The sequence below is a fragment of the Novosphingobium profundi genome, from assembly GCF_020524485.1.
Taxonomy (GTDB): domain Bacteria; phylum Pseudomonadota; class Alphaproteobacteria; order Sphingomonadales; family Sphingomonadaceae; genus Novosphingobium; species Novosphingobium profundi_A.
Genome location: NZ_JAIVLF010000004.1, coordinates 347,048 through 372,128 on the forward strand (window position 1 = coordinate 347,048; position 25,081 = coordinate 372,128).

Below are 25,081 nucleotides of genomic sequence, written 5' to 3' on the forward strand. Positions count from 1 at the left end.
AAGGGAATGCACAGACGTGAAGCGCTCAAGGCAACAGCCCTTGGCGCGATGGGACTGGCGGTGCCGATTGGTCCGGCTGCCGCTACCGGGGTGGGCGAAACATCTCTCCTCCCGCCCGCCCCGGCAACCCCGCGCAAATGGGCGCGCGGGCTCGACAACCAGCGCAAGGCGGACCTCGGCAACGGGACCTTCCTCAATCCGGTGCTCTCGGGCGACCGCCCGGACCCGGCGATCCTGAAGGATGGCAAGGACTACTACCTCACTTTCTCAAGCTTCGATTCCTATCCCGGCCTCACCATCTGGCACAGTCGCGACCTCGTGAACTGGCATCCGCGCAAGCCGGCCCTCCACCGCAACATCGGTTCGGTCTGGGCTGTGAGCCTGGATAAGCACGCGGGACGCTACTTCCTCTACATCCCGGTCAAGGCCGAACCCAACGACATCTACGTGATCTGGTCCGATCACATCGACGGCCCGTGGAGCGATCCGGTCGCGCTTGGCCTGCATGACCACATCGACCCGTGCCACGCCGTCGGCGAGGACGGCTCGCGCTGGCTGTTCCTTTCGGGCGGGGACAGGGTGCGGCTCTCCGATGACGGCCTCGCGCGCGCGGGCGAGGTCGAGCACGTCTACGATCCCTGGCGCTATCCCGATGACTGGGACGTCGAGGGGTTCTCGCCCGAAGGGCCCAAGATCCACCGCCATGGCGACTGGTTCTACATGCTGACCGCAGTCGGCGGGACTGCGGGACCGCCGACCGGGCACATGGTCATCGCCGCACGTGCGCCCTCGATCCACGGGCCCTGGGAGCATCATCCCAACAACCCGCTGGTGCGTACCGAAAGCCTCGACGAGGCCTGGTGGTCGCGCGGCCATGCCTCGCTTGTCGAGGGGCCCGATGCGCGCTGGTACACGCTCTACCACGGCTACGAGGCGGGCTTCTGGACGCTCGGGCGCCAGTGCCTGCTCGACCATGTCGCGTGGAGCGAGGACGGCTGGTTTCGCATGACCGGCGGCGACCTCGCTGCGCCGCTGGCCAGCCCCAGCGGGGGTGAGGCACTGCCCCACGGCATGGCCCTCTCGGACGACTTCACCGCACCGCTCGCGCTTGGCTCGCGGTGGTCGTTTTTCCGCCCTGCGCCCGACGAAGCGCAGCGTTGCACGAGCAATGACGGTGTGCTGCATCTCGCCGCGAAGGGCTCGGCGCCGTCGAGCGGATCGCCGCTGCTGCTCATCGCGGGCGACACCAGCTACCGCTTCGAATGCGACATCGAGATCGACCCGGGATGCACCGCAGGGCTGGTCCTGTTCTACGACGATAAGCTCTATGCAGGGCTAGGCTTCGACGCGGATCGCTTCGTCACGCACCAGTACGGGATCGAGCGCGCGCGCCCCGCCAATCCGCACGGGCGCCGCATGAAGATGCGCGTGACCAATCGGGCTCACATCGTCGCCATCCATACCTCTGGCGACGGCGGGAAATCCTGGCAGCGCTTCGACCGGGGCATGGAAGTCTCAGGTTACCACCACAATGTACGCGGAGGGTTCTTGATGTTACGCCCTGGGCTCTACGCGGCCGGAAGCGGCGAGGCCCGCTTCCGCGATTTCCAATTCACAGCACTGGAAGACTGATGCCCCGCCCCCTCAACCTGCATCCCGACCGCCTTCTCCCTACCGATCCCGCCACCCGCAGCCTCGCGCGCGAACTTTACCAGAGCGTCGCCACGCTTCCGATCGTGAGCCCGCACGGTCACACCGATCCTTCGTGGTTTGCAGGCAATGCGCCCTTCGGCAATGCGACGCAGCTCCTGCTCGTGCCGGACCACTACGTGTTCCGCATGCTCTATTCGCAAGGGGTGCCGATGGAGGCGCTAGGCGTGCGCAACCCGCAGGTCGACCCGCGCGAGGCATGGCGGCTGCTTGCGCACAACTACCACCTGTTCCGCGCGACACCTTCGCGCATGTGGCTCGACTGGGTCTTTGCCGAGGCCTTTGGCATCGACGTGCAGCTCGGCGCAGATACCGCCGACCACTATTACGACACCATCACCGAGAAGCTCGCCACCGAGGCCTTCCGTCCGCGCGCACTCTTCGACCGGTACGGCATAGAGGTCATCGCCACCACCGAGAGCCCGCTCGACAGACTCGAGCATCACGCCACACTCAAGGCCGAGAACGCAAGGCCCGGGGGCTGGCAGGGTAGGGTCATCACCGCCTACCGGCCCGATCCGGTGATCGACCCCGAGTTCGAGGGTTTCCGCGAAAACCTCGTGCGCTTCACCGAGATCACCGGCGAGGATTGCCTGGACTGGTCGGGCTACCTCGCGGCCCACCGCCAGCGCCGCCGCTTCTTCGCGCAGATGGGCGCGACCTCGACCGACCACGGCCACCCGACCCCGCGCACCGCCGACCTGCCGCGCGCCGAGGCCGAGGCGCTCTTCGCAAAAGTCACGAACGGCAACTTCACACCCGAAGATGCCGAACTGTTCCGCGCACAAATGCTGACCGAGATGGCGGGCATGAGCCTCGAGGACGGACTGGTCATGCAGATCCATCCAGGCGCGTTTCGTAACCACAATGCCCGCGTATTCGAGCGTTTCGGGCGCGACAAGGGCGCCGACGTGCCGAGCCGCACTGAATATGTCGCGAACCTGAAGCCCCTGCTCGACAAGTACGGCAACGAGGCCGCTCTCTCCATCATCCTGTTCACTCTGGACGAGAGCACCTATGCGCGCGAACTCGCGCCGCTCGCGGGCCACTACCCGTGCCTCAAGCTGGGCCCGGCCTGGTGGTTCCACGACAGCCCCGAGGGCATGCGCCGTTTCCGCCGCATGACCACCGAAACCGCTGGCTTCTACAACACCGTCGGCTTCAACGATGACACCCGCGCCTTCCTCTCGATCCCCGCGCGCCACGACGTTGCCCGCCGTGTAGACTGCGGGTTTCTCGCCGAACTGGTGATGGAGCATCGCCTCGAGGACTGGGAGGCCGCCGAAGTTGCGCAGGACCTTGCCTCCAACCTCGTGAAAAAGGCCTACCGACTATGAGCGAGCGGCTTTGCGCATCCGCGCTCAAGACACTGCCCGCCTCCATCGCGGCTCCCGCCTATGATCGCAACGAACAACAGGTCGGCATCGTCCATTTCGGCATCGGTGCCTTCCACCGCGCGCATCAGGCCTGGTACACCGATGCCGCCATGAACGCGGGCGAGCGCGACTGGTCGATCCTCGGTGTCTCGCTGCGCTCGCCGGGCGTTGCCGCGCAGCTCAATCCGCAGGACGGGCTCTACACGCTGGTCGAATGTTCGGCGCAAGGACGCAGCGCGCGGGTGATCGGTTCGGTGCATGAAGTGCTGGTCGCCGGTGTCGCCAGAGCGCGCCTTGCCATCGCCCTCTCCGCCCCGCAGACGCGCATCGTCTCATTCACCGTCACCGAGAAGGGCTATTGCCGCAAGGCCAACGGCTCGCTCGATTTCAACGCGGCCGCGCGCGGCTTCTACCCGATCCTGAGCAATGCGCTGCGGGAACGGCAGGCGTCCGGATGCGGCGGGCTCACCCTGCTCTCGTGCGACAACCTTGCCGACAACGGTCGCCAGCTGGCGCGGCTCATGCGCGAATGGCTCGCGCGCGAAGCGCCCGATCTCGTCGAATGGTTCGAGGCCGAATGCACCTGCCCCTCGACTATGGTCGATCGCATCGTGCCCGCCCCGACGAGCGCCGACCGCTCCGAGGTGGCACAGCTGCTCGGCTGCCTGGACGAAGGCGCGGTGGTGACCGAACCCTTCAGCCAGTGGGTCATCGAGGACCGCTTCGCGCGCGGGCGCCCGGCATGGGAAAAGTTCGGAGCGCAGCTCGTCGCAGACGTCGCGTCGTACGAGACCGCCAAGCTGCGCATGCTCAACGGCGCCCATTCGGCGTTGGCCTACCTCGGGCTCCAGCGCGGGCACACTTACGTGCACGAGGCGATGGGCGATGGCGCAATCCGCCCGCTCATCGAGTGCATCATGCGCGACGAGGCCGCGCCCACCGTCGTGGCGGCGCCAGGGCAGGACCTCGATACCTATGCCGATGCACTGCTCGCACGCTTCGAAAATCCGGCACTCAACCACAAGCTGGTCCAGATCGCGATGGACGGCAGCCAGAAGATCCCGCAGCGCTGGCTTGAAACATTAGAAGCTCAACGCCTTGCAGGTCGTAAATGCCCCGGTCTCCTGACCGCCCTCGCGGCTTGGTTTCTCCATCTGCGCGGAGCCAACGGGCCTGTAGACGATCCCATAGCAGACACTTTGTCGAACTTGGCCCTGAGCAATTCAAACTTGCAACTCGCGACCTTGCTTTTCACAGGCGATGGGTTGCTATCCGGTTTCTGGAATCCTCTGGGAGTTGATATCCCAGAGGATTCCAGAAACGGTGACGCTTGAATTTAGCGCTTGCTCGATGCTGACGGATGCCTTCACCGCGAGTTCTACCGCATGTAATTCGGTCGTTGGGATGGTGCGCGTGGTGCCGCTGGAAGCGGCTGCAGACATAAGGAATAAGGCAATCAAGTGTCATCTCCACGTCGCTTAGCCCACTAACAGCAGAGTTAATCGTCATATTAGCCGACTAGCGAACTGCGAATAAGATACGACCGGCGCCGCCTAAGTTTTGATAAAGGTATTTTCCGGCATGGCCGGTCTCAGGAACGAGCCTTTCGGGGCTGGACGACCGACAAGGCGCCTGGCGGCCACGACCGCCGCCGGCGCATAGAGGCCCTTCTGCGCCCGCCCCCTACCGATCCGAAGGTTATTAGCAACCACGGAGCGAACGTCGGCTTACCCTGTACGGTCGCGGGTAAGTGGACTGTCGGCATTGTCCCACCAGCGGCCAGTCCAACTACCTCGATCGAGCTTCTGATCGATGGATAGCCTAACAATCCCTCGCGTCCGCCTCATCCATCTCCTTCACCCAGGTCCGCAACGCATCCATGATCCGCCGGATGAGAACATCGTCCTGATCATCAAGAAACAGGTTGCCATCATCGGCGAACTCACGGCGCAGCTTCATCGGCATGGTCACGATACTGGCGGTGATGACGGCCTCGATACGGCGCAGGTCAAGGGTATTCATGGGATCGATCTCCTTTCGTGATTGTCGGACGTTCAGCCCTTCTCGATGAGCCCGCGCAGACTGGCGTATGGCACGAGGGTGATCGCCCCCACCTTGACGACCTCGATGCGGCCTTCAGCGATGAGCTCATACAGCTTGGAGCGCCCGATCCCGGTGAGCCGGCAGGCTTCGGGAATGCGCACCGATATCGGCTCGGTCGGGGCCGGGGTCTTGTCGCTCATAGATCGAACTCCTGCTGGATCTCGGGTTTGGGGCCTTGGCCCGATGCCTTGCCCTTGGCGGCAAGCTCACCGGCCATGCGCACGAACTGCTCGTAGCGAAGCTTGCCCAGGTGCCGGGTCTCGGCGTCGAAGGCGGGGTGGTGCGCGGTCATCGTGAGCTGATGGCGCACCAGCAAACCAACCACTTCGGTGAGATGCGCCATCTGCCTTTCGAGGGCTTCACTGGCCTTCACCTGACGGGCAAGCGTAACCCCGAACTTGGCTTCGATGGCCTGTCCCTCCTCGGCCGCGAACCACGCGGTCAGCGCCTTGGTCAGAACGTCGGTCTTCGAGCTCTCGGGCGCGGCGGCGGCCACCTCGAGCTTGGCCGAGAGAACGTCGGGCAGATAGAACTGGTGGCGGGTCTTGGTCGTCTGCATGCGCACGAGGATGCACCGGCGCGCCATGGTCCGACAGAACCTCTCCGGTGCCAGCTGGGGCCCCTGCCGATCTACATGCCGATTTCCGGACCGCGATCGCGGCCCTTGCCGATGGTCCAGTTGATCGCGTCTCCCCGCTGGATCCCCGAGACAAAACGGCCCCGCTCACGTTCGAGCACCGGTTGCCAGGGCACCAGCGTGAAGTCGCGCGAACGCGCGACCACCGCGAATTTGTCCTCGCCAATCTGGACTGGCTGCTTGTAGATGCCCTCCAGATACCCGCCCCTGCTCTGCGAATAGTCGAGGCCCAGCTCCTTCGCGAGCTGCCCGGCGACGCGCGTGAGCTCGCGCTGCTTGAGGCTCGCGATCAGGTCGGGCTTGTAGACCATCGCCTCCCCTTCCTGCCGGGCCAGATCCTGCTCGATCAGCCATTGCTGACGCCGTGCCAACGCATTGCGGATTTCGACGCCGATCTTGCCGTCAAGTTGCAGCCGTCCGGGCTCCAGGCATTTGCGGTCAAGCCAGGTCGGCCCGTCGTGACGGGCAAGGCTCGTCAGGTCGCGCTCGGCTACCACAGAGACTTGGACGGGTTGGCGCTGACCTCGGGCCTGTTCGTAGCCCTCGACGAGCGCGGTGTGATCGCGTCCGATCGCCCAGCTGCCATCGCTCGCGCGCTCCAGCTTCCGGGTCGCCTTGCGGATGGCTTCGAGCCTGCGCACATGCGCCTCGGCAAAGGTGCGCGTCGCGCCCGGATCGTGGGCCTGGTGCGCGGCGATGCTGTAGCGCCCTCCATTTGCTTCGGCGACCTCCATGATCGTCTTGTCCGAGGCGCGCAGACCGTGGCGGCTGGGCGCAATCTCGACCAGGCGCCCGGTCATCGCCCCATCGGCCAGATCGTGGCCCAGATCGACGTAGTGCGAGCGCCCGTCGGTCGCCTCGACAATGAGGTAGTGGCGATCGCGGATTTCATCGGAGAGCCCACGGGCCTGTATACGGCCAAGTAGCTTCTGGCCCTTGCTAGGTTCGTAAATGGCGTAGTCATGGGCGAGTACCTGCGGGGTGGCTTTCAACTCGCGGTGCATGGTGGCGATGATGTCGTGGCGTGTCCCCATGGTCCGCAGCGACGCTTCCAGGCCCTCTTCGAGCCGGTAGCGCCCCTTGCCCTCCTCGTGGGCCAGTCCCATGCGCTGGAGCGTGCCGAGCCGAGCAGCGCGCAAGGCCTGCTCGGCCGGATCGCGGTGCCAGGCCGAAGCGATGCCATTCTCGTCACGATCGCGCAGCAGACGGCGGTCGATCCCGGTGAAGCGTTCCTGGCTCACTTCACGCGCATTGCCTTGCGCGATCTCGTGCGCGGTGCGTGGGCCCAGATCGCGGTTGACGATGTCGCTTGCGCGCCCAGCGATGCCGTGGCGGATGTAGTCGCGCGCGATGATCAGATTCTGCCCGCGTTCATCGACACCGCGCACGACGATATGGGTGTGGGGATGGCCGGTGTTGAAGTGATCGACCGCGACCCAGTCGAGGCGCGTGCCCAGGTCCTTCTCGACGTCCTTCATGAGATCGCGGGTCAACGGCTTGAGGTCCGGATACTGCGCCCCGTCCTCGGCCGAGACGATGAAGCGGAACTGGTGGCGATCGCCGGTGCCGCGTTCGAGGAAAGCCTTGCCGTCGACCTCGTCGCGATCGGGGCCGTAAAGATCGCCTCGTTCGCCCTTGCGCGTGGTGCCGTCGCGCTGGAGATAGCGCAGATGCGCGGCGGCGGCCTTGGCGCCCTTCCCCGCCAGCTTCACGAAGCGCGCTTTGACGATCACGCGCCGGGCGCGCGGATTGGAAAAACGCCCGGCGTTTCCCAGCACCGTTCCGATCGTTGATCCCCGCCCGATCCGGCTGCCGGTAAACCGACCACGGGACCGGGCTTTGCGGGCTCCGTTCCCTCCGGCCTGGTTGACTGCCCGGAGCAGGTCGTGGCGAAGGGGACGCTCCTTGCCCATATGGCCAAGCCAGACATCGAAGTCGTCGTCCATCAGGTTCACCTCCAGGTCCAAAAGACCCGATGAGGGAGGACCGACCCAACGCTTCAAGGTCCTCCACCGGTGTCTCGCGCCAAACCAGCGCAAATCCACGCGATTTTCCCCCGCAATCTCGTCGTGGAGGCATACGACGTTCCCCAAGCGCCCCTAATCTCCCACAAAAACGATGTGCAGACAGACAGTTAGCAGGGGGCGCGAGACACCTGCCTTTACCTTGCCTTACGCCCTATCCCCCTCTCCTGCGATCACCCCCGTCTGCCTCCCCTCACCCGCCCTGCCGAAGACACGGCCTTCACGATGTTCGCCATATGTTCTATATCAGGGCGACCCGCATCGAGTCGCATGGAGGCATGGCAGCATGGGTGTTCACATTGAGGTTGGAGGCAAATCGAGCCTGCTTCTGACGGGCCATATCGAGACGCGTCTCGAGGTACCGGCGCGTGGGATTACCGAGGGGTTTTCGCTGGCGTTTTCAGATGGAACCTTGCTGCGTGGGACGTTCCTGGACGGTGCTTTCACCTGCCGTTTTGCCCTCGCGGTCGAAGGCGCAGCGCAGGTTCGCATCACGCGTCACGATGACGGTGACCGGGTCGATCTGACCTCAAATTTCGAGTGGATCACGCTCGCTTGCGGCCAGGAAACCCTGCAGCCTGTCGCAGCCAATGCGGACGAGGATGTGCTGCAACTGACCCTCGACATCGTGGTCGAGGAGCGCGTCTGAAAGGGAATGGAAGCCAGCCGATCAGCTGGCTTCGCGGGCGGTCTCTTCGAGCTGGGCGATGCGCTCGGAGCACACGGTCTGGACGACGCGACCGAGTTCCTCGACCTGTTCGCCGAGCCAGGTCAGCTCTTCCTCGCTCACGGTGTAGTGCTTGGAGTAGCGGGCCTTGACGTAGGCTTCCTTGAGCTTCTCGAACATGCCGCGCTGCCAGCGGTTCTCGCGCGGCCAGGCGTAGACCAGCCGAGGATCGAGACGCTCGGCCTGGGTGCGCAGGAACGCCAGATTGTGGACGTGCGGTGTGTAGAAGGTCGAGACCAGCAGGACGCAGTGGTAGAGACGTTCTGCCGTCTGATGCATATCGAAGGCCGCATCTTTCAGATTACCTTCTGAGATATGGAATTTGGCTCCATTGAAGCGCTTCTGGGCAGCTGGGAACCACTCCCCGTAGTACTCTTTCGCCAGATCCAGCGCGGCATGCGGGGTCTTCGGCTTGGGGGTCGCCAATTCGCTGTCGTCGGCCTCGTAAAGCCCGATGCCGTCGCGGGCGATGTCCATGAAGAAGTAGCGGCCCTGGGCGAGCCCGTCGTTCACTTCCTGCATGGTGTGGACGATGAAATTGACCGGCGTCTTGAGGCTCTCGGTGATGCCGTATTCGCGCATCAGCCGTTCATCGACGCGGGTCCAGTACTTGACCCGGTCGGTCAGCCGCTTGTCACTGACGATGACCAGCAGATCGTAGTCCGACTTGTAGCCCTTGGCGGTGTGCGGCTCGTCGATCCAGTTGCCCCGGGCATAGCTGCCGTAGAGCACGATCTTGAGGATGCGCCCCTTCTTCTTCCAATTCTGCGTCGAAAGCGCGAAGGCGTCCTCGAATTCCTCGAAGACGATCTGCACCACGCGCTCGAGCTCGCGCTGCTTGTTCGCCGGGAGATGGTCGAGGCTCGTTTTCATGGGCACAGACTCGCGCCTAACATCCCAGTTGCCAAGAGCAAAGTGCAAGGGCCGGTCCTGCACAGGACCAGCCCTTGCCGCGTGCAGTAGGAACCCGCACGCTATTCCCTGCCCAACTCGTCCAGCCGCTTGCCCAGATGGCGGATGGCACGCCCGAGGCGCTTCACCACTTGCCGCTGCGACAATCCGGTGCGCCGGGCGATCTCCTCGACGGACATGCTGTGGAGCCGCATCGCGAGGAATATCTGGCGGTCGAGGTTGGTGAGTTCGAGCAGCGCCGCCTCGATCCGGCGCAGGCGTTCGGGATTGAAGTCCTGTTCCATGGGCCTTGTCTCCTATGCGGAGGAGCCCGGCGACCTTGGCCACCGGGCTCACTCATCAGGCCGCCTGCGGCAGCGGGTTCGGGGTATCTGGCTCGGCTCCTTCGGCCTCGACAGCTTCGGCATTCTCAGCGATCCGCACCGAACGCTCGACACTGCCAACGCCCCCGCGCTCGGTGTACGCAGTGGCCGGGAACGCCATCCAGCGGGGCACCCAGCTCTCGCGCTTGCGCCGTCCATTGCTCCCCGTCAGGCAATCGCGGATGATGCCGCGCTGGACCTTGCTCGTTGCCTTGGCGTTCTCGGCGGCGACCTTCTCGCCCGCGACATCGGCCAGCAGACGCCCGATCACTTCGCGGTCACGCACGGCATCGAGCAAGGCATCGTCGGCCTGCGAGACATCGGCCATAGTCACGGCCATGTGCTGGCCGAGCATCTCGATCAGGCTGGTGCCGATGCTAAGCGTTTCGCCCATGACCACGGCCAGAACCCGCAGCACTTCGGCATCGTCCAGCGCAATCAGACGGCGCAGCAACCCGCAAAGCCCCGCCCCATCGGGATTGCCTGCGGTGACGGTCGGCGTGTCGGCATCAAAGCCGAGCAGGGTCAGAACCTCGCGCCGCCTTGCATCGAACAGGCTTTCCGAAAGACAATTCTCGACGCTCTCGGCCACCGCATCGTTGGAGGCCTTCTGCGGCTCGATCCGCACCGACCATAGACAAGACCCGGCAATCGCATGGGCAACCATCACCCGCAGCGACAGCCCGGCATCTTCCACCAGTCTGGCCCGCACGGCGGCATGGCGGTGCAGGTCGATATAGGCGTTCACCGTGCTCGACACTTCGGGCCGGGCGACCTTCTCCAAGGCCTCCCCGCGTTCCAGTCGCCTCGCTTCCTTCATGGTCACATAGCCTTCGTGGAAGGTGACGTCGCCGCGATGCCCGATGGCGATATAGACCCGCCCGCCCTTGGCCTGCGCCATGCGTTCGTGTTCCCACGAATGGAAGGTGTCGCCCCTCTCCAGCACGACCACTTCGCCCCAACCGGCCTCTCGCAGATGCTGGGCCCGATTGTCGACTTCGGCCATCTGGAGGCCCCAAAAGGCTTCCGAAGAGGCAAAATAGGCCTCGTTTCCGAACAAATCGGCGATTGTTTCAATCTTGCAAGCCTCGATGTCGAACAGCGCCGCGCTCACCGGGATCGATGCCCCGCCGAACAGCCAAGCCTTGAGCCAGGCCCCGGTCGGCGCGGTCGCCCGCTCGTCGTCGTGCAGGTCCAGCCATTCCTTCTGCTTCGCCTTCGAGGCCATTGTCAGGTGCCGCAAGGACACCGCATCGATGCCGTCCGAGCGATAGAGATTGCGCAAACGCGGCACCAGATTGCCGAGCGCCAGCGTGCGCTTCACCTGCAAGGCGGTCAGACCGAAAGTCTGCGCGATGCCGTCCACGTCGCGTCCTTCGCGCACCAGCCGGGTGAAGGTTTCGCAGCGGGTCATTTCGTCGGGATCGAGCCGGGCCACGTTCTCGATCAGCGAGGCTTCCAAGGCGGCTGCATCGTCGCCCGGTTCGATCACCGCGCAGGGCAGGTCCTCGATGCCGCCGCCTTCTTCGGCAACGGTACGGGCTGCATGATAGCGGCGCTTGCCTGCGAGGATTTCATAAGCGGGCGGGCTGTCGTTCCCCTCTTCCCCCGTACCGGGCAGCTCGCGAACGATCAGCGGCACCAGTACGCCGCGTGCGCGCACCGAGGGCAGGATATTGGCGATGTCGCAGGTCTTCTTCGTGCCCCGCATGTTGAGGCTGGACACCGAGAGACGCGCAAGGTCGATGTGCATGAGTTCCATTTTGCTTCACTCCTTCCTTCAACCGCCATTGACCGGCGCCAGGGTGGCGGGGGGCGGCAGGAGCGAACCAGCAGCCCCGCCGGCAAAGGCGGGGCGCACCTGCAAGGCCGTAGCAACGTGAAGGACCCGGGAGCGAAGCGGACGGGTTGCGCCCCGTCGCGGCGGGGCTATCGGGCAGCGACGCCCCCCGCCACCTTGGAGCCGACAAAGGCCAGCGCCGCCGCGCGGGTCAGCGCGGCGACACTTGAAGGGATGCGCCCCCTGACAGGGATCGTCACGGCTCTGCCGACGAGACGGCGGCGCAGCCGGTGGCTTGGTTGAGCGTCAGCGAAATAGAGCCCGGCCGCGCCATCGGCGCGGGTCAGCCTGCAATGATTGCCTCGCGTCAAAGATCGCAAGCCTGATCCATCTACCTGAACCGCCAGACTGCGCCCCTTCCCAAGGCAGCCGCCAAAGCCTTCACGAAGACCACCAAGATTTGGAGGGAATGCAGTCGCTGTTTCACGCCCAAGTCCACCGTTCCATGCGTGACCCGAACCGACAGAGATTCTGAGACCAACCTTCCCTCGCCAACCACCTCCGTCAGCGGCGAAGACGGGCGCGCCAGGGGCTCAATCCGGCCCACGGGCGCATGACGTGCAAGCGACAGGCCCTTCGCTGCTCGAACCTCAGCCGCGTGGCCGACACCGTACCGCCTGACGGCTCGCCGATGGAACAGAGCAAGCCTCCGCTCGACCAGCGCGCTCGCCCCGCGCTCCTCATCTCTGCCAAGATGTTCAAGCGGCTGCGCATCACCAGAGGGACCCAAAGATCAATACCGACGCCATGTGCAAATTGTAGTTACAAAAAGCGATTGACGATCACTCAAATCGTACCTACAAAAAACGATGATCATCGTGTGGGATGAACCGAAACGGCAAGCGAACCTCGTCAAGCACGGGATCGACTTTGCCGATGTGGGCGAAGGGTTCTTCCTCTCCGCCCTGGTCATCCCCGCGAAGGACGGACGCTTTGCCGCCATCGGTGAGATGAACGGCACGATCACGGTGATTTTCGCTGTGCTGGGCACCGAAGGCGTCTCGATCATTTCTGCCCGCCCGGCCAGCCTTACGGAACAGAGGCTCCTGCCATGACCGACCCGAAACACACCGCTCCCGGATACACCAAGGCCGATATGGATGCGGTCAGCGACAACCCCGAATGGACGGTCGAGGACTTCGCCAAGGCAAAGCCTTTCACCGAGACCTTCCCCGGCCTTGCAAAGACGATTCGCTCGCGCGGTCCGCAGAAATCCCCGAAAAAGATCAGCACCACGCTGCGCCTTTCACCCGAGGTGATCGAACATTTCAAATCCGGGGGGCCCGGTTGGCAGTCACGGATCGATGCCGCTCTCAAGGACTGGGTGGCAGCGCACTAAAGCCACTTTGCGCCCTTTGCTGACGAGCCGTCACCGATCTTGGGCCTGCAAAAGCGGATGGGGGTGTCGCAAGAGAGTGGCCGATCAGCGACAAACGAGCAGCTCGCGGCCAGGACGGTGCCCGGGACGCCCAACTGATCGAAAACCCAACTTATGGAGAAGTGCCCAGGAGGCCTTGTTGCCAATCCTGCACTCCGCGGTGATCTGCCTTTCAGGATAGAGTTCCCGTATCCGGGAAATGACGTTGGAGACGGCCTCCAGGGCAAACCCTTGTCGCTGGTGGCGTGACGCGATCCAGTAGCCGACTTCGAGTCTGTCTTCATCGTGCAGATGAGTGCCAACGACGCCGATCAGTCCCCCATCGAGAAAGCTCCAAGAAAGCAGTTTCTGTCGTCGTTCTGGCCTATCAGTGCGAAGGCATCAGATCGCGTGAAGGGAGAAGGTAGGAAGTGAATCACATCCGTAATCGCGGGATCGTCAGTCATGCCAGCGAGGTCATCGACATCATTGATCGATAGCGGCCTGATCGAGAGCCGCGCGGAAGTGATCTGTGGTAATGTTGCAAGTGACTGATGCATAATCGTCTTCTTCGAACCGGGTGTTCGGCATTGGTGGTATGCCATTCCCTAGCAGGGATCCGGTTGCGAGGGCGTCACGCGGTTTGAAGGCACCCTCGCACACGGTTTCGGAACGGTTAGCCCCGATAAGGTGGATAATCGATGTAACCTTCAGCTCCGCCACCATAGAAGGTCGAATGGTCTGCTTCGCTTAGCGGCAGATTATGCTTGAGGCGGTTCACCAGGTCGGGGTTCGAGATGAATGCCTGCCCGAACGCGGCAAGATCGATGACGTTCTGCGAGATCAGGATTTCTGCTCGTTCGCGGGTCATCCCTCCGGCCAGGATCAAGGCCGTTTCAGGAAGGTTGCCCTTGATGAGTTTCATAAGCGCAGCGAACTTGTCGCCTGTGTCCGCGCCGGTGCCGTCGCCCATCTGAAAGCCGCCCTGATCCATGAGATGGACATAGGCGATGTGACGTTCACCCAATGCCTTGCTCAAAGCGGCGTAGGTCTCATCAATTTCGGGATAGAGCGGCATGTCGAACAGCTGACCATAGGGCGAGAGGCGAATACCCACCCGTTCACGGCCAATCCTCTCGATCACCGCATCAACCACTTCCAGCGTGAAACGCAGGCGGTTTTCAAGCGACTGGGAGCCGTATTCATCGGCCCTGTCGTTCACCCGCGGATTGAGGAATTGCTCGTGGAGGTAGCCATTGGCCCCATGTATCTCCACGCCATCGAACCCGGCTTCGATCGCGTTCGCAGCGGCTTGGGCAAAGTCTTCGACGACACGACCGATTTCATGGGTTTCAAGCGGACGGGGTGTGCTCGTCGCGATCAGCCCGGCTTCGCCATTTTCATCGTAGCCGAAGGCCAGCGCGCCTTCAGCAATTTTCGAGCTGGCACTGACCGGCGCCTTTCCATCTTCCTGAATTGTCGGGTGGGATACACGGCCGACATGCCAGAGTTGCGCGAACATGGCACCGCCGTTGGCGCGCACGGAATCGGTGGTCAGCTTCCAACCCGCAATCTGCTCGGGCGTGAAGACTCCCGGATTGAAGAGATATCCCTGCCCCTCTCTGGAAATGGGCGTTCCCTCACTGACGATGAGCCCAGCGCTGGCCCGCTGGGTGTAGTAGAGGGCAACGCGCTCGCTGGCGATGTCTTCGGGAGCCCGAGCGCGGGTCAATGGTGCCATAACGACCCGATTTGCGAGATCGCGGTGTGCTAGACGAAACGTTTCAAAGAGTTTGGACATACTTCCTTTCCTGTCGCCAAGGGAGACGGCGGAAATAGGCCCGTGGATGATTGCGGATAAGATGGGAGTTGTGAATTTCACTACGGACAAATATTCTCCAATCGGAACGTCCCTTCAAATCGAGCCGCACAATGGTCAGCAGCGTCGATAGTATCACAGCCATCCGGGCTTTCGTGGCCGCCGCCGAAGCAGGCGGCTTCAAGCAGGGAGGAATATCGCTTGGCTTGACGTCGTCGGCCGTAGGCAAAGCCATTGCACGCCTGGAACATCAACTCGGCGTCCAACTCTTTCACCGAACCACTCGCACGCTGTCTCTGACTGAACCAGGAGCTTTGCTTCTTGTGCGTGCGAAGCGGATTCTTATCGAACTGGAGGAAGCCGAGGCGGAACTTCAAAGTTCGGCAACCGAGTTGCGAGGGGGCCTACGGGTCGGGCTCCCGCTGTCAGCCGATATCTTTGGCAAGCCGCTCGCGGATTTTTCACAGCGCTATCCATGCGTGCAGCTTGAATTGGAATTCAGTGACCGGATGGTCGACGTCATCGCGGAAGGTTTCGATGTCGTAATCAGGACGGGCGGCCAGTCGGATTCCCGGTTGATGCAACAAAAGCTGGGGGATTTCACTTGGTGCCTTGCAGCCAGCCCCCTTTACCTGGAGCATGCCGGAACGCCGCAAGAACCAGAAGAACTGATCGATCACGTGTGCTTGCGCCAGCGATTGTCGACAGGCCGTATCGCACCCTGGCCCTTGCTCAACGATAAAGACCTGTCTGTTCCCGTGAGCCACTCGGCCGACATCATCGATCCTATACTGGACATGGTGTTGGCCGGTGCAGGAATTGCTTCGTTTCCAACGTTTATTGTGCACCGACATTTCGCTGAGGGACGCTTGGTCGAGATTCTCCCAGGGCAAATGCAAAGAGACGGCGTAATGAACTTGATCTGGCCATCGGGCCGCTACCAGTCCCCCAAGACACGCGCGTTCGTAGATTTCATGCGGCAGTGGGCCCAATCCGAGATCCGGCCATAGTTTGAAGGGCTGATTTTCGGTCATGCAATTCCATGATTACAAAGGGCAAAATCTCTGGATACCAAAGGCTGGCTCAAGCCTTCAGGTGGGCAGCATGGAAGCGCCCAAGTCGGGCGCCTCAGGAGCGTTTTGTAGGTCTCTGGACCGGTCCAGTCCGGTGTCCAGATGGCAAGCAGCACCTGCCCCTTGTTCAAGACAGCAACTGCGGTTAGGCACCTAGAATGTCATGCCAGCTTTCCAATCAATCGAGCTTCCGGATTTGGATCGCCGGACTGCTGGCGCTCATTGGGCTAAATGCCCTGCAACCGTTCCAGGTCACGTTTGACGTTACGCAGGGCTCGGCATTCAGTGCGACGACTGTTGATGTCGCTGTGGCGGCGAGCCGGGATACTCATGGTTTTAGCCCGAGAGTAGCACCTGACCAGAAGCTTCATATCCCATTTCGATGGGCCTTTCAGACGGCTGACTGTTCAGCGGCAATCGAGGGGCCACCCCTTGTCCCAGAAAGGCAAACTTTCTCCCCACGCAGGCATCCAGGATTTCCCCCGGATAGCACCGGGCCTCCCAAATCCTGAGCTAGTTTCCGATCCGTGCGCGCTCTGTGTGCATGATACGAAATTTACTCAGGAAGTTCCTGCAATATGAAACCGAAAGAAACAGGCAGCTTGGCTGCGACTGAAGATCGTGAACGTGCGCGTAATATTTTATTAGGATATCCCAATTTAACCGAACACGAACTCGAAGAGTTGCATAATTGGTTTTCTCGCGTCGCGACCCCTCTAGATCTCGGCCTTCTGGCTTCAGATCCAAGCGTATTACATCAATACCGAACCTATAGATCAGAACATGTAGATCGATTAAAAATCCGAGATTTAATTACAGGCGCCCTATTTATCGTCTCAATCTCACTGGTGATTTTGGTGATATACCTAAATGCCCCATGAGCAACTAAGGGCATGATGCTTGGAGGCGATGGCATATTGTCGCCTCCAAGATTTTACGGAAGAGATGAGCATATTTTCCGGAACGACAAATATCCTGCGCTCCCCCGCCAGATCTGACATTCCGCAATCGGCCCCGGCCTCCTGGTGCCGGCGGGCTGGCCACGCGCCATGACTTCGAGGGTTGGCAGGTCGGCGCCCTTGTCGGTCGTTCGAGGGCCAATCTGGCGCGCCAAGAAGCCGTCTGTCCGGTTAGGTTTGTCGACCCGAGCTCCTAGCTGTTGGGCGGTTCATCCACTTTTGTACCGTAGCGGCGGCCTCTTCGAGGAGAACGGGAAGCGCTTCAGTTGCTCCCTCCCAGCGCTCGTCGAATTCGCTTTCATCATCGGTATCGACGGATCGAGCCGATACAGCAACACGACCAGCAAAGGGCGGGTCTATTGAGATTTGAAAGCACTCAAACGCCCGTAGCCCCGGTATGTAAGCGAACCTCGCGGGCTGATCCGCCCATTCGGTGAAAAGCTTTTTGACCGTGGCTTGCGCCCAAACGTCGATGACCGGATCAACTTCTGCATAGGCTGTCATCGCCCGAGTTTGCTCTGTTGGCCGAATATCCACAAGGGGGCGTGTGTGACTGGCCGGCTGCGCGCCCATAGCGGATCTCGTTCGTGCGGGTTATGTGTTCGCCATGCCGCCCGCCAATCCACCGACACCGCCGCAGAAGCCCTGCAAACTCACGCCCGAGCAGGCATCTTTCATCCGAGAAGCTGCACAACGCATTTTTGGTGCCGATGTAGTCGTTCGAAATTTTGGCACCGATCCCGACGCTCTTCGCATCCATGTCGAAACCAGCCATGAAGGTGGGGCGGTTGCCGACTTTCTCGGCACTCTTCTCACTCGTATAGATCACATACCGACCGTGTGGCGCACAAAACGCGGAGCCAAAGTTCAGGGCCCAGCCAAGATTGCCTATCGACAGGGTGAAGTGCTTTAGGCAGTCCTCCCGGCGACTGCGCGCCCTAGTCAGTCGCTCCGAGGTCGCTTGGATGCGCTTGCAAGCGGCCAGTCCTCTTTTCGATTTCGATCCTGCTGTACGGCGGTTGACCGCCGGGGGAGCAGGTGGCCACAGGCCTAGCGTAGATCGTAGAAAGCCAGACGGTTCGTTACACCAATCCACATCTGGCGGCCGCCGCGCGTAAAACCGAAGCTTTGCGGATAGCAACCGCTGCAGGCGAGTGAGAAGCGTTGAAGGATGCGCCCGTCTTCCATCGATAGAAGCGCAAGGATCTGACGCTTGTCGACACTGGGGAGCGGGATGAGCGCATGCCGACCGTCAGGGCTGACTGTCGGGCCGCGCGATGCGGTCCAGTGCTCATCGGCTCGGGCCTTCAAACTCCACACCTTTTGCCCATCCTTCCCGTCGATGAGCGCGGCCAGGATTGCTTCGACCGGCTTTGGCTTTGGCCGAACCGGGCAGTTCGCGTAGCATTCTGCGACGATGTCTGCCCCCGCCGGCTGAAGGGGGCGCCAAGCCAGGATATGCGATCCGTCGGGGGTCAATACGGCGTGCGCGAAGCGATCCTTGCTAAACGGGGTAAGGGGGACTGGTTTTTGACCCTGCGTCCACAGGAGCCAGGCTGCCGGAAGATAGTGCCGGGGAGCCGGGCCGCTGCTTGGAGCAGGCCCGCGTGAAGGGGCCAGAACCCGCTGGAATTGCAGCAGGGCGTGAAGGCGCCCGTCCGGCGATTGAACAGCCGAGATGTCAAAAGAGCTGAACCCGTTGTAAGCCTCGGCGCGAAGTTTGAGCGCCTCGGCATCTTTGGCATCAAGGGTATCGAGTATTTGCCCGTGCTCCACGTCAATCATAGCCAGAGTGGGGGACGGATCAGTGTGCTCAGGCCGGTAACGATGTCCACGCGTGCCGAATTGCGCGATCGCCCGCCCGTCAGCGCCGCCCCAGGCGAGCGCGTCCAACGGCCCCGCGGCGTGTTTGGGCGGAGCAAAGCGCCGTACGTCCCCGTCGCGGCTTATAAGGATGGGCATGAGGCCACTCGACGCAAAACCACTCGGCTGCATGACCTTCTGCTCGACCGACCAGAGGCCCGCTCCGTCGAGCGCCCAGGCAAGCGCATCTTGACGATCGCCCCGCCTCCCCGTGCCGAAATCTCGAAACGTCACGCGATTTGGCTTTCGAAACCCGGGGCCAGCGTCAAATGTGACAACGTCGAGCGGACTGGTCTGCCCCTGCCCCCAGAAGGCGATGGACTGGCCGTCATGCGATACGACTGGAGGACGTCGGTAATCCTGACCTTGCGGCAGATCCAGACAGTGGACCACGGCCAAGCGGGCGGGGCCGGGGCCAAGCGGCTCCATGTCAGCTCGACCTGGCTTGTTGGGACACGGCACAGCTTTAGGCGCACGGCTCTCGTTTGCTCCGCGCGTCATGACGGTTGCAGGGCGCGGGCTGTGAGAGGCGACGGCTGACGCAGGTGCTAGGTGAGCACTGAGCAGCGCCCAGCTCACAGCGAGATAAAAGGTGGCGGAAGAACGCATGGCGCGCCCAACATGACACAGGAAAATATAAATGAATACTACCAGTTGAGAACGCTCTTCCAGAAAGCAGATGAATTGGCGCGACACCAGCACAGGCATTTTCAGAGCACGCGGGGCGCAATATCAGACCGCGTGTTCAGTTTCTGCTGCCAGGCTCTCCGCAAACCAACGACCGCGCTTCGCCGTCGTACGAAAGCCCAAGGGTGAGTGCGTCCCGATGTGAGTGGTCAGCCCGAATGCGCCCAAGTTGGTCGTTCAGGGCCGGATTTGGCGCGCCAGGGAGCAGACCGACCGGTTTCACCTTACGAGGCTATTATTCGCTAAGACGGGGCGGGCGGTTGAAGTCGCAACTTTTCGAATTCATCGAATTCGCTCGGCGAAAATATCGGTCTGATCGCAAGACCTGGACGGGCCTAAGAAGGTGCTTCGCGGCGGCCGGTTCTGGCGGCCTCTTGGAGACAAATTATGATAACCTTTCGCGACAGAGGTGCTCGTGGCCGTCATTCAGGCGCCGAAGTCGACGCACGCCACAGTTTCTCTTTCGGCGATTATATAGACCCGAAGAACATGGCCTTTCGTGCGCTTCGGGTTCTCAACGAGGATTGTATCATTCCCGGAGGAGGCTTCGCCGAACATGCCCACCAGGACATGGAAATCATAACCCTGGTGCTGGACGGTACTGTTCTCCATCGCGACGATCTGGGCAATGAAACACGGATCCGTGCAGGAGAAGTGCAGCGCATGAGCGCGGGCACGGGCGTGCGCCATTCCGAACGCAATCCCTCGGCGGACAGCCGCACCCATATTCTGCAAATATGGATCCACCCTTCGAAGGCAGGCCTTGCGCCGTCCTACGAGCAGCGCAGCTTCGATCCGCGTGGGCGACACAACCGCTTTTGCGTCCTGATCAGCGAGGATGGGCGCGAGGGTTCATTATCGATCCATCAAGACGTAATTCTGGAACTGGCATGCCTTGATGAAGGCACAAGCCTCACCCGCTCGCTTGACCCGCAGCGCGGCTATTGGGTGCAGGTCATCAGCGGCATTATCGGTTTGAATGGCACGGAGCTTCGAATGGGCGATGGCGCCGCCCTGACTCAGGAGCACATCCTAGCGCTTGAAGCGGATACAGACTGCGAAGTGTTGCTGATTGATTTGCCGTAAAAGAAGGTCCCGCCTGGAGATCACACGGTTCTATACGCAATGTCCGCCGGGACGGCGAGCGTGATTGCCGTTCCGCCCTGTCCGGTATTCGAGATATCCAAGGTTCCGGAGAGCCTTCGCGTGCGTTCTCGCATTCCAACCAGACCATAGTGACCTTCTCTTGCCCCGGCCTCGAGAACAGAGCGGGACAGGCCCTTACCATCGTCTCGAATGGAAACGATGACTTCGTCCGAGCTATAGCGAATACGCAACGCGACATGGCTTGCTTGGGCATGGCGCACCGTATTGCTCAAGGCTTCGCGCATGATGATGATGACTTCATCGGCCACAGGCGCGCTGATCAGGCGGGCAAGGCCGGTCGTTTCGAGATCCCACGCGATCGTTGACGGGAGGATGTCATCGGCCAGGACGGAGAGACGCTCGGTCAATTCCACCGGCAGCAGGTCCTGGCGCATGGAATGGACACGTTCGCGGCTTTCCAGAAGTACGCTGTCCGCCCGGTCCAGCGCGTTCTCCATTTCCGCGCGCGCCTTGTCGCCCCGTGGCAGCAGTTCGACGACGGCCTGGAAACGGAGCATCAGGCCCTGGAAGCCTTGAAGCAAGGTATCGTGCAGTTCCCGGGCGATGCGCTCGCGTTCGGCCAGTTGCACCTCCACACGGCTGCGCGCACGCTCGGTGATGATCGCCAGTCGTCTGCGGTAGAAGAGCCAGATCGCCGCCATGACGAGGACCGCGCCGAGGATGAGAAACCAGCTTGACTGGTAAAACGCAGGTGCGACCTCGAAGCTAAGCCGTGCCCCTTCGCTATTCCACACGCCTGCATTGTTGGCCGCGATGACCTGGAATTCATAACGTCCGGGAGCGAGGTTCGTGAACAGCGCCTGCCGCCCCGTTCCCGCATCGTACCAGGTCCCATCGCCCCCGGTGAGACGATACCGGAACTGGTTTGTCGCCGCGTCCGTCAGGCTGAGTGCCGTATACCGGACCTCGACCCTGCCGATGTTGGGAGGCAAGCGCACCGGTTCCTTCCCCGAAAGCGGATAGCCGCGGCCTTCGGCGTTCAACGACAGGATCGATACGGGCGGCACGGTGCGATTGCGGACAAGGCGCGAGGGTTCGACCCAACCGATCCCCCTGTCGGTCACGAACCAGAGCGTTCCACTTGCGTCGCGGGCAATGTCGTTCGATTCAAAGACGTTGGAACGGGCCCGATAATCGCTTTCCTGGCCAATGTTCTGGAAGGCGACTGGGGTGCCGGGCTTGCGGAAGGCCTTGGCGAGCGCCTCGTCCTTCACGCGCCCGACCCCCGTGGCACCGATCATCCAGGTCCATCCATCGCCCGTCTGAAGCACACCGGTCAGTCCGGCGAGAAAGGGGTACATTCGTTCGGACAGTTGCGTCATCGTGCCGTTCGCGAGGAGAGCGAGGCCCTTTTGTCCGCCGATAAGCAGTCCCTCCCGAGCCGGTGTCAGTGTGGTGATCGTGCCGATCGTGAACGCCTTGCCCGGCACCCGAATTCGTGTGCCACGTGCATCGCGTTCGAGCAGTCCGGTGCGACTGCGCGCAGCCAACAGCCCTCCTCCAGGATCGGCCCTCAAGAGGGTTATGGTCCCGCCCGGAGGCCCGGCTTCGATCAACCTGTTCTCACCAACCCGGTACAGCCGGTCCATGCCCGTCCAGAAGGTACCGTTCTTGTCCTGGGCGCAGCTGACTGACAGTGGCCCAGCAATTTTGCGAACCTGCCTGACCGTCCCATCCGGTTCGAGTTCGAGCATGGTCGCACCTTCGAGGCTGATTGCCAGCATACGCTCCGGACTGCCGCACAAGACCCCGATATCCCGCTGGGCAAACACCAGATGCGGCACGCCATCACGATGGCTGATACGATAGACACCATCCATTCCGGCGAAAAAGACAAACGGTGACCGCGGGTCGCTGACGAACCCGGTCACGGGTTGGGGCGTCCCCGTGGCGGCCATCATCGTTGCCGGTGCGAAGCGGTCCAGCCCGGTGGCCGTTCCGACCCAGACATTTCCTTCATGATCCTCAAGGACTGACAAAGAAAGCTTCGCGGTCATGGCATTGGGCGTTTCGCCGGTTAGTTGGCCATTCCGGTTCCGATAGCGGACCAGGCCGTTGTCCTGCCCTGTGATCCAGATGCTGCCGTCATGGTCTATCAGCATATGCCGCGTCACATACGGCGTACCGACATGGCCCACCTTTGCCTGGGGGCCTTTGCCGTCCATCCGGCGCAGCCCCCCGTCATCGGCAAGCCAGATTGTTCCATGGCGATCCTGCGCCATCGCGGCAAAGCTTTCGATCTGACCAGTACTGCGCAGCAGGCGCGATCCGCCCCGCTCAACGCGGAGTAGCGACGGTGGCAACGCGGCGTAGATCGCACCGTCGCGGGTCGCCAGGATCGGACCCATGAGGCCGTCGACCAGGCCTCGGCTGCTGTTAAAGCGCGTCCAGCGACCCGCCTTGCTACGCGCGAGTTGCATGGCCCCGCGCACTTCGCTGGCCACCCAGATCGATCCGTCACGGGCTTGCACGATCGCGGCCACCCCGCCTTCGGGCGGCCAGGGATTGGCGTCACGCAGGTGACCCTCGTGATAGATGCCGATGCCCCCGAAGTCATAGCCGACCCAGATCTCGCCATTGCCCGCGGCCAGCAAGGCAGTGACCTGGAGTGAGCGCCCTCGATCCTCCCGATCGGGCCTGATCTGCTCGAAACGGACGCCATCGAAGCGATAGAGACCCGTCGACGTCCCCAGCCAAAGGAAACCATCCGGTCCTTGCGCCAGGGCGCGGATATTACCCGGCGCGCCGTCCCGCAAGGTCCACCCGGTATGATGAAGCTGGTCCACGTTACGATCGGGATCAAGAGTCCAGCCCGGCGATGCGATAGACAGCAGGAGAAGTCCCAGAAGGAATCTCCGGCCAACGGACACTAGGGAGAGGTTTGAAGAGGACACCGGTGCCAAGTCTCGAATTAGCCGTGCCCGGCAAGTGGACCAACCTGTGTCTATCGGGGCGAGCGGGGCGTTTCGCAAGCCTCTTTGGAGGGCACGTCCCGCCCCCCTATCGGGGCTTAACCCAATTGCTGCAGAGCAATATCGTGCCACCATGTTTCAATCGCTGCGCCCCCGTCTCGCCTCAATGGCGCACGAACGTTCCCATCCGGAGCCGGGGACGCTTGCGTTGCCGTCGCCCGCTTCGTCGAGAGCTGCCGGTTGGGACGCAACGCTGCAAGCCGATGGGCCGAGCGGCATAGCCGAAACGTCGCGGATGCTGGCCTTGCTCGTTGAAGCGCAACAGGCCTTGCACGACGATCCTCAAATCGCCTGGGAGTATATCGAGCAGGTCGGATCCTTGATCCGCCTCGCATGCGACAGGACTGCCGACGGACCGCAGTTGATCTGCGCATCGCCCGCGCACCAGCCCCCGCCAAGCGGAGGACTGGCCGCCTGGCAGGCGCGCAAAGTCGTCCAGCATATCGACATGAACCTTGCGACGAATATCAAGGCAGAAGACCTCGCCGGCCAAGCCAACCTCAGCACCGGGCACTTCTTCCGTGCATTCAAGACGACGATTGGCGAGACGCCTCACAGCTACATCATGCGCCAGAGGGTACGGCGCGCACAGCGCCTGATGCTGGAGACGAACGACACCCTTTCGCAGATCGCCAGCGCGTGCGGTCTCGCCGACCAGGCCCATCTGACGCGGCTGTTCAAGCGCATGGTCGGCACTACGCCGCTAGTATGGCGGCGATGCTGGCAAACTGAGCACACGCGCGCCCAAGCGGTCGGAGCGCCGGCATGAACGCGCGCAGGCTGGAATCGTTGACAGATGGCGTGATCGCGATCGTGATCACCATCATGGTGCTCGAATTGCACGTTCCCGGTGGGGGCTCGCTGACGGATCTTGCCCAGGCACTGCCACTACTCGTTGCCTATAGCCTGAGCTTCATCAACGTCGGGCTTTATTGGAACAACCATCACCATCTCTTCCAGCTTGCTCCGCGCATTGATGGCAAGGTGCTTTGGGCGAACCATTTTCTCCTGTTCTGGCTGAGCCTCGTGCCGTTCGTGATCCGCTGGCTCGATGCAAGTTCCTACTCGGTCGGCGCAACGGCTGCCTACGGAATTGTGCTGGGCGGAGCGGCGATCGGCTTCTTCCTGCTCGAAAGGGCAATAATCGCGTGTAACGGTGTCCAGTCGATACTCGCACAGGCCATCGGCATGGATGCGAAAGGCTGGGGAACGCTTGCCATCTATGCCATCGCGGTGCCGCTGAGCTTCGTGAGCCGCTGGATCGCGCTATCGCTTTATATCCTTGTCATCGCGCTGTGGCTGGTGCCGGACCGCCGGCTTGCGCGCTCTATACAGGGCTGACGCCTGAACCGGCATTGCGGCCACTATGGCGCAGCCCTGTCCAATTCGTATCAGCCTTATTCGCGACCTCGCAAACTGGCGCAGTTATCCTTGTCCTTGTTGAGGCGCGCAGGCCACCCTGGTCAATGCAGCGCTTCGGCGAGGGAAAGAGC

23 protein-coding genes are annotated in these 25,081 nt (G+C 62.2%); 11 read left to right on the forward strand and 12 right to left on the reverse strand.

Annotated elements, in window-relative coordinates; genetic code table 11:
• Positions 1-6 precede the first annotated feature (6 nt).
• Genes LC060_RS11940 through LC060_RS11950 form a run of 3 tightly spaced genes read left to right on the forward strand, consistent with a single transcriptional unit; the run spans position 7 to position 4,420 of the window.
• On the forward strand, positions 7-1,632 hold the full coding sequence (locus LC060_RS11940; protein WP_226635836.1) for a family 43 glycosylhydrolase: 1,626 nt from the start codon (positions 7-9) through the stop codon (positions 1,630-1,632).
• Positions 1,632-3,047: a glucuronate isomerase gene (gene uxaC, locus LC060_RS11945; RefSeq protein WP_226635838.1), complete on the forward strand. Its 1,416-nt coding sequence runs from the start codon at positions 1,632-1,634 to the stop codon at positions 3,045-3,047. The genes LC060_RS11940 and uxaC overlap by 1 nt, the downstream gene beginning before the upstream one ends.
• Positions 3,044-4,420, forward strand: a complete 1,377-nt coding sequence (locus tag LC060_RS11950) for a mannitol dehydrogenase family protein (RefSeq protein ID WP_226635839.1) — start codon at positions 3,044-3,046, stop codon at positions 4,418-4,420. The genes uxaC and LC060_RS11950 overlap by 4 nt, the downstream gene beginning before the upstream one ends.
• 487 nt (positions 4,421-4,907) lie before the next feature.
• On the opposite strand, the gene LC060_RS11955 is transcribed toward LC060_RS11950, so the two are convergent.
• Genes LC060_RS11955 through rlxS form a run of 4 tightly spaced genes read right to left on the reverse strand, consistent with a single transcriptional unit; the run spans position 4,908 to position 7,772 of the window.
• Positions 4,908-5,108, reverse strand: a complete 201-nt coding sequence (locus tag LC060_RS11955; protein WP_226635841.1) for a hypothetical protein — start codon at positions 5,106-5,108, stop codon at positions 4,908-4,910.
• A 32-nt stretch (positions 5,109-5,140) separates the two neighbouring features.
• Positions 5,141-5,329, reverse strand: coding sequence for a helix-turn-helix domain-containing protein (locus LC060_RS11960; protein ID WP_214198258.1), 189 nt, complete (start codon positions 5,327-5,329; stop codon positions 5,141-5,143).
• Positions 5,326-5,775 (reverse strand): CopG family transcriptional regulator, encoded by a 450-nt coding sequence (locus tag LC060_RS11965; protein WP_226635843.1) that lies wholly within the window; start codon positions 5,773-5,775, stop codon positions 5,326-5,328. The genes LC060_RS11960 and LC060_RS11965 overlap by 4 nt, the downstream gene beginning before the upstream one ends.
• A 44-nt stretch (positions 5,776-5,819) precedes the next feature.
• Positions 5,820-7,772 carry a relaxase/mobilization nuclease RlxS gene (rlxS, locus tag LC060_RS11970; protein ID WP_226635845.1) on the reverse strand — a complete coding sequence of 651 codons (1,953 nt, stop codon included), beginning with the start codon at positions 7,770-7,772 and terminating at the stop codon, positions 5,820-5,822.
• Positions 7,773-8,136: 364 nt separating this feature from the next.
• On the opposite strand from rlxS, the gene LC060_RS11975 reads away from it, so the two are divergent.
• Positions 8,137-8,499: a hypothetical protein gene (locus tag LC060_RS11975; protein WP_226635847.1), complete on the forward strand. Its 363-nt coding sequence runs from the start codon at positions 8,137-8,139 to the stop codon at positions 8,497-8,499.
• 21 nt (positions 8,500-8,520) lie between these two features.
• Here LC060_RS11975 and LC060_RS11980 read toward each other — a convergent pair whose 3' ends face one another.
• The 3 genes from LC060_RS11980 to LC060_RS11990 all read right to left on the reverse strand — a co-directional run bounded on the left by LC060_RS11980 (position 8,521) and on the right by LC060_RS11990 (position 11,613).
• Positions 8,521-9,450 carry a HEPN domain-containing protein gene (locus tag LC060_RS11980; RefSeq protein WP_226635849.1) on the reverse strand — a complete coding sequence of 310 codons (930 nt, stop codon included), beginning with the start codon at positions 9,448-9,450 and terminating at the stop codon, positions 8,521-8,523.
• 101 nt (positions 9,451-9,551) lie between these two features.
• On the reverse strand, positions 9,552-9,773 hold the full coding sequence (locus LC060_RS11985; protein ID WP_226635850.1) for an RNA polymerase sigma factor: 222 nt from the start codon (positions 9,771-9,773) through the stop codon (positions 9,552-9,554).
• Between the two features lie 55 nt (positions 9,774-9,828).
• Positions 9,829-11,613: a ParB/RepB/Spo0J family partition protein gene (locus LC060_RS11990; protein WP_226635852.1), complete on the reverse strand. Its 1,785-nt coding sequence runs from the start codon at positions 11,611-11,613 to the stop codon at positions 9,829-9,831.
• 887 nt (positions 11,614-12,500) lie between these two features.
• Between LC060_RS11990 and LC060_RS11995 the strand changes: the two genes are divergently transcribed.
• A complete protein-coding gene (locus tag LC060_RS11995; protein ID WP_226635854.1) occupies positions 12,501-12,746 on the forward strand; it encodes a BrnT family toxin in 246 nt (81 codons plus the stop codon).
• Positions 12,743-13,030: a BrnA antitoxin family protein gene (locus LC060_RS12000; RefSeq protein WP_226635856.1), complete on the forward strand. Its 288-nt coding sequence runs from the start codon at positions 12,743-12,745 to the stop codon at positions 13,028-13,030. Before LC060_RS11995 ends, LC060_RS12000 begins: the two co-directional genes overlap by 4 nt.
• Before the next feature lie 84 nt (positions 13,031-13,114).
• On the opposite strand, the gene LC060_RS21130 is transcribed toward LC060_RS12000, so the two are convergent.
• Both LC060_RS21130 and LC060_RS12010 read right to left on the reverse strand, forming a co-directional pair.
• The gene (locus tag LC060_RS21130) at positions 13,115-13,414 is read right to left on the reverse strand and encodes a GNAT family N-acetyltransferase (RefSeq protein ID WP_226636531.1); all 300 of its coding nucleotides are present in this window, start codon (positions 13,412-13,414) and stop codon (positions 13,115-13,117) included.
• A 310-nt stretch (positions 13,415-13,724) separates the two neighbouring features.
• The gene (locus tag LC060_RS12010; protein ID WP_226635858.1) at positions 13,725-14,849 is read right to left on the reverse strand and encodes an alkene reductase; all 1,125 of its coding nucleotides are present in this window, start codon (positions 14,847-14,849) and stop codon (positions 13,725-13,727) included.
• Positions 14,850-14,980: 131 nt separating this feature from the next.
• Between LC060_RS12010 and LC060_RS12015 the strand changes: the two genes are divergently transcribed.
• Together LC060_RS12015 and LC060_RS12020 are read left to right on the forward strand one after the other, a co-directional pair.
• Positions 14,981-15,877, forward strand: coding sequence for a LysR family transcriptional regulator (locus tag LC060_RS12015; RefSeq protein ID WP_226635860.1), 897 nt, complete (start codon positions 14,981-14,983; stop codon positions 15,875-15,877).
• 641 nt (positions 15,878-16,518) lie between these two features.
• Positions 16,519-16,821, forward strand: coding sequence for a hypothetical protein (locus LC060_RS12020; RefSeq protein WP_226635862.1), 303 nt, complete (start codon positions 16,519-16,521; stop codon positions 16,819-16,821).
• A gap of 249 nt (positions 16,822-17,070) precedes the next feature.
• Here the strand turns inward: LC060_RS12020 and LC060_RS12025 are convergent, their stop codons facing one another.
• Both LC060_RS12025 and LC060_RS12030 read right to left on the reverse strand, forming a co-directional pair.
• A complete protein-coding gene (locus LC060_RS12025; RefSeq protein WP_226635864.1) occupies positions 17,071-17,403 on the reverse strand; it encodes a hypothetical protein in 333 nt (110 codons plus the stop codon).
• A gap of 546 nt (positions 17,404-17,949) precedes the next feature.
• Positions 17,950-18,996, reverse strand: coding sequence for a hypothetical protein (locus LC060_RS12030; protein ID WP_226635872.1), 1,047 nt, complete (start codon positions 18,994-18,996; stop codon positions 17,950-17,952).
• 840 nt (positions 18,997-19,836) lie between these two features.
• Here LC060_RS12030 and LC060_RS12035 point away from each other — a divergent pair.
• The gene (locus tag LC060_RS12035) at positions 19,837-20,535 is read left to right on the forward strand and encodes a pirin family protein (protein WP_226635874.1); all 699 of its coding nucleotides are present in this window, start codon (positions 19,837-19,839) and stop codon (positions 20,533-20,535) included.
• Between the two features lie 20 nt (positions 20,536-20,555).
• On the opposite strand, the gene LC060_RS12040 is transcribed toward LC060_RS12035, so the two are convergent.
• Entirely contained in the window at positions 20,556-23,402 is a 2,847-nt protein-coding gene (locus tag LC060_RS12040; protein WP_226635876.1) for a two-component regulator propeller domain-containing protein, read from the reverse strand.
• Positions 23,403-23,661: 259 nt separating this feature from the next.
• Between LC060_RS12040 and LC060_RS12045 the strand changes: the two genes are divergently transcribed.
• Entirely contained in the window at positions 23,662-24,357 is a 696-nt protein-coding gene (locus LC060_RS12045; protein WP_226635878.1) for a helix-turn-helix domain-containing protein, read from the forward strand.
• A complete protein-coding gene (locus LC060_RS12050; RefSeq protein ID WP_226635880.1) occupies positions 24,354-24,929 on the forward strand; it encodes a TMEM175 family protein in 576 nt (191 codons plus the stop codon). Before LC060_RS12045 ends, LC060_RS12050 begins: the two co-directional genes overlap by 4 nt.
• The last annotated feature ends 152 nt before the right edge of the window (positions 24,930-25,081 follow it).

Bases quoted from the DNA above. Each gene is read 5' to 3' on its own strand.
- LC060_RS11965 (WP_226635843.1), bottom strand. From the start codon at position 5,775: ATGGCGCGCCGGTGCATCCTCGTGCGCATGCAGACGACCAAGACCCGC.
- LC060_RS11975 (WP_226635847.1), top strand. From the start codon at position 8,137: ATGGGTGTTCACATTGAGGTTGGAGGCAAATCGAGCCTGCTTCTGACG.
- LC060_RS12025 (WP_226635864.1), bottom strand. From the start codon at position 17,403: ATGACAGCCTATGCAGAAGTTGATCCGGTCATCGACGTTTGGGCGCAA.
- uxaC (WP_226635838.1), top strand. From the start codon at position 1,632: ATGCCCCGCCCCCTCAACCTGCATCCCGACCGCCTTCTCCCTACCGAT.
- LC060_RS11995 (WP_226635854.1), top strand. From the start codon at position 12,501: ATGATCATCGTGTGGGATGAACCGAAACGGCAAGCGAACCTCGTCAAG.
- LC060_RS11950 (WP_226635839.1), top strand. From the start codon at position 3,044: ATGAGCGAGCGGCTTTGCGCATCCGCGCTCAAGACACTGCCCGCCTCC.
- LC060_RS11955 (WP_226635841.1), bottom strand. From the start codon at position 5,108: ATGAATACCCTTGACCTGCGCCGTATCGAGGCCGTCATCACCGCCAGT.
- LC060_RS12035 (WP_226635874.1), top strand. From the start codon at position 19,837: ATGATAACCTTTCGCGACAGAGGTGCTCGTGGCCGTCATTCAGGCGCC.
- LC060_RS12015 (WP_226635860.1), top strand. From the start codon at position 14,981: ATGGTCAGCAGCGTCGATAGTATCACAGCCATCCGGGCTTTCGTGGCC.
- rlxS (WP_226635845.1), bottom strand. From the start codon at position 7,772: ATGGACGACGACTTCGATGTCTGGCTTGGCCATATGGGCAAGGAGCGT.
- LC060_RS11940 (WP_226635836.1), top strand. From the start codon at position 7: ATGCACAGACGTGAAGCGCTCAAGGCAACAGCCCTTGGCGCGATGGGA.
- LC060_RS12000 (WP_226635856.1), top strand. From the start codon at position 12,743: ATGACCGACCCGAAACACACCGCTCCCGGATACACCAAGGCCGATATG.
- LC060_RS11985 (WP_226635850.1), bottom strand. From the start codon at position 9,773: ATGGAACAGGACTTCAATCCCGAACGCCTGCGCCGGATCGAGGCGGCG.
- LC060_RS12045 (WP_226635878.1), top strand. From the start codon at position 23,662: ATGTTTCAATCGCTGCGCCCCCGTCTCGCCTCAATGGCGCACGAACGT.
- LC060_RS11980 (WP_226635849.1), bottom strand. From the start codon at position 9,450: ATGAAAACGAGCCTCGACCATCTCCCGGCGAACAAGCAGCGCGAGCTC.
- LC060_RS12020 (WP_226635862.1), top strand. From the start codon at position 16,519: ATGAAACCGAAAGAAACAGGCAGCTTGGCTGCGACTGAAGATCGTGAA.
- LC060_RS12050 (WP_226635880.1), top strand. From the start codon at position 24,354: ATGAACGCGCGCAGGCTGGAATCGTTGACAGATGGCGTGATCGCGATC.
- LC060_RS11960 (WP_214198258.1), bottom strand. From the start codon at position 5,329: ATGAGCGACAAGACCCCGGCCCCGACCGAGCCGATATCGGTGCGCATT.
- LC060_RS11990 (WP_226635852.1), bottom strand. From the start codon at position 11,613: ATGGAACTCATGCACATCGACCTTGCGCGTCTCTCGGTGTCCAGCCTC.
- LC060_RS12010 (WP_226635858.1), bottom strand. From the start codon at position 14,849: ATGTCCAAACTCTTTGAAACGTTTCGTCTAGCACACCGCGATCTCGCA.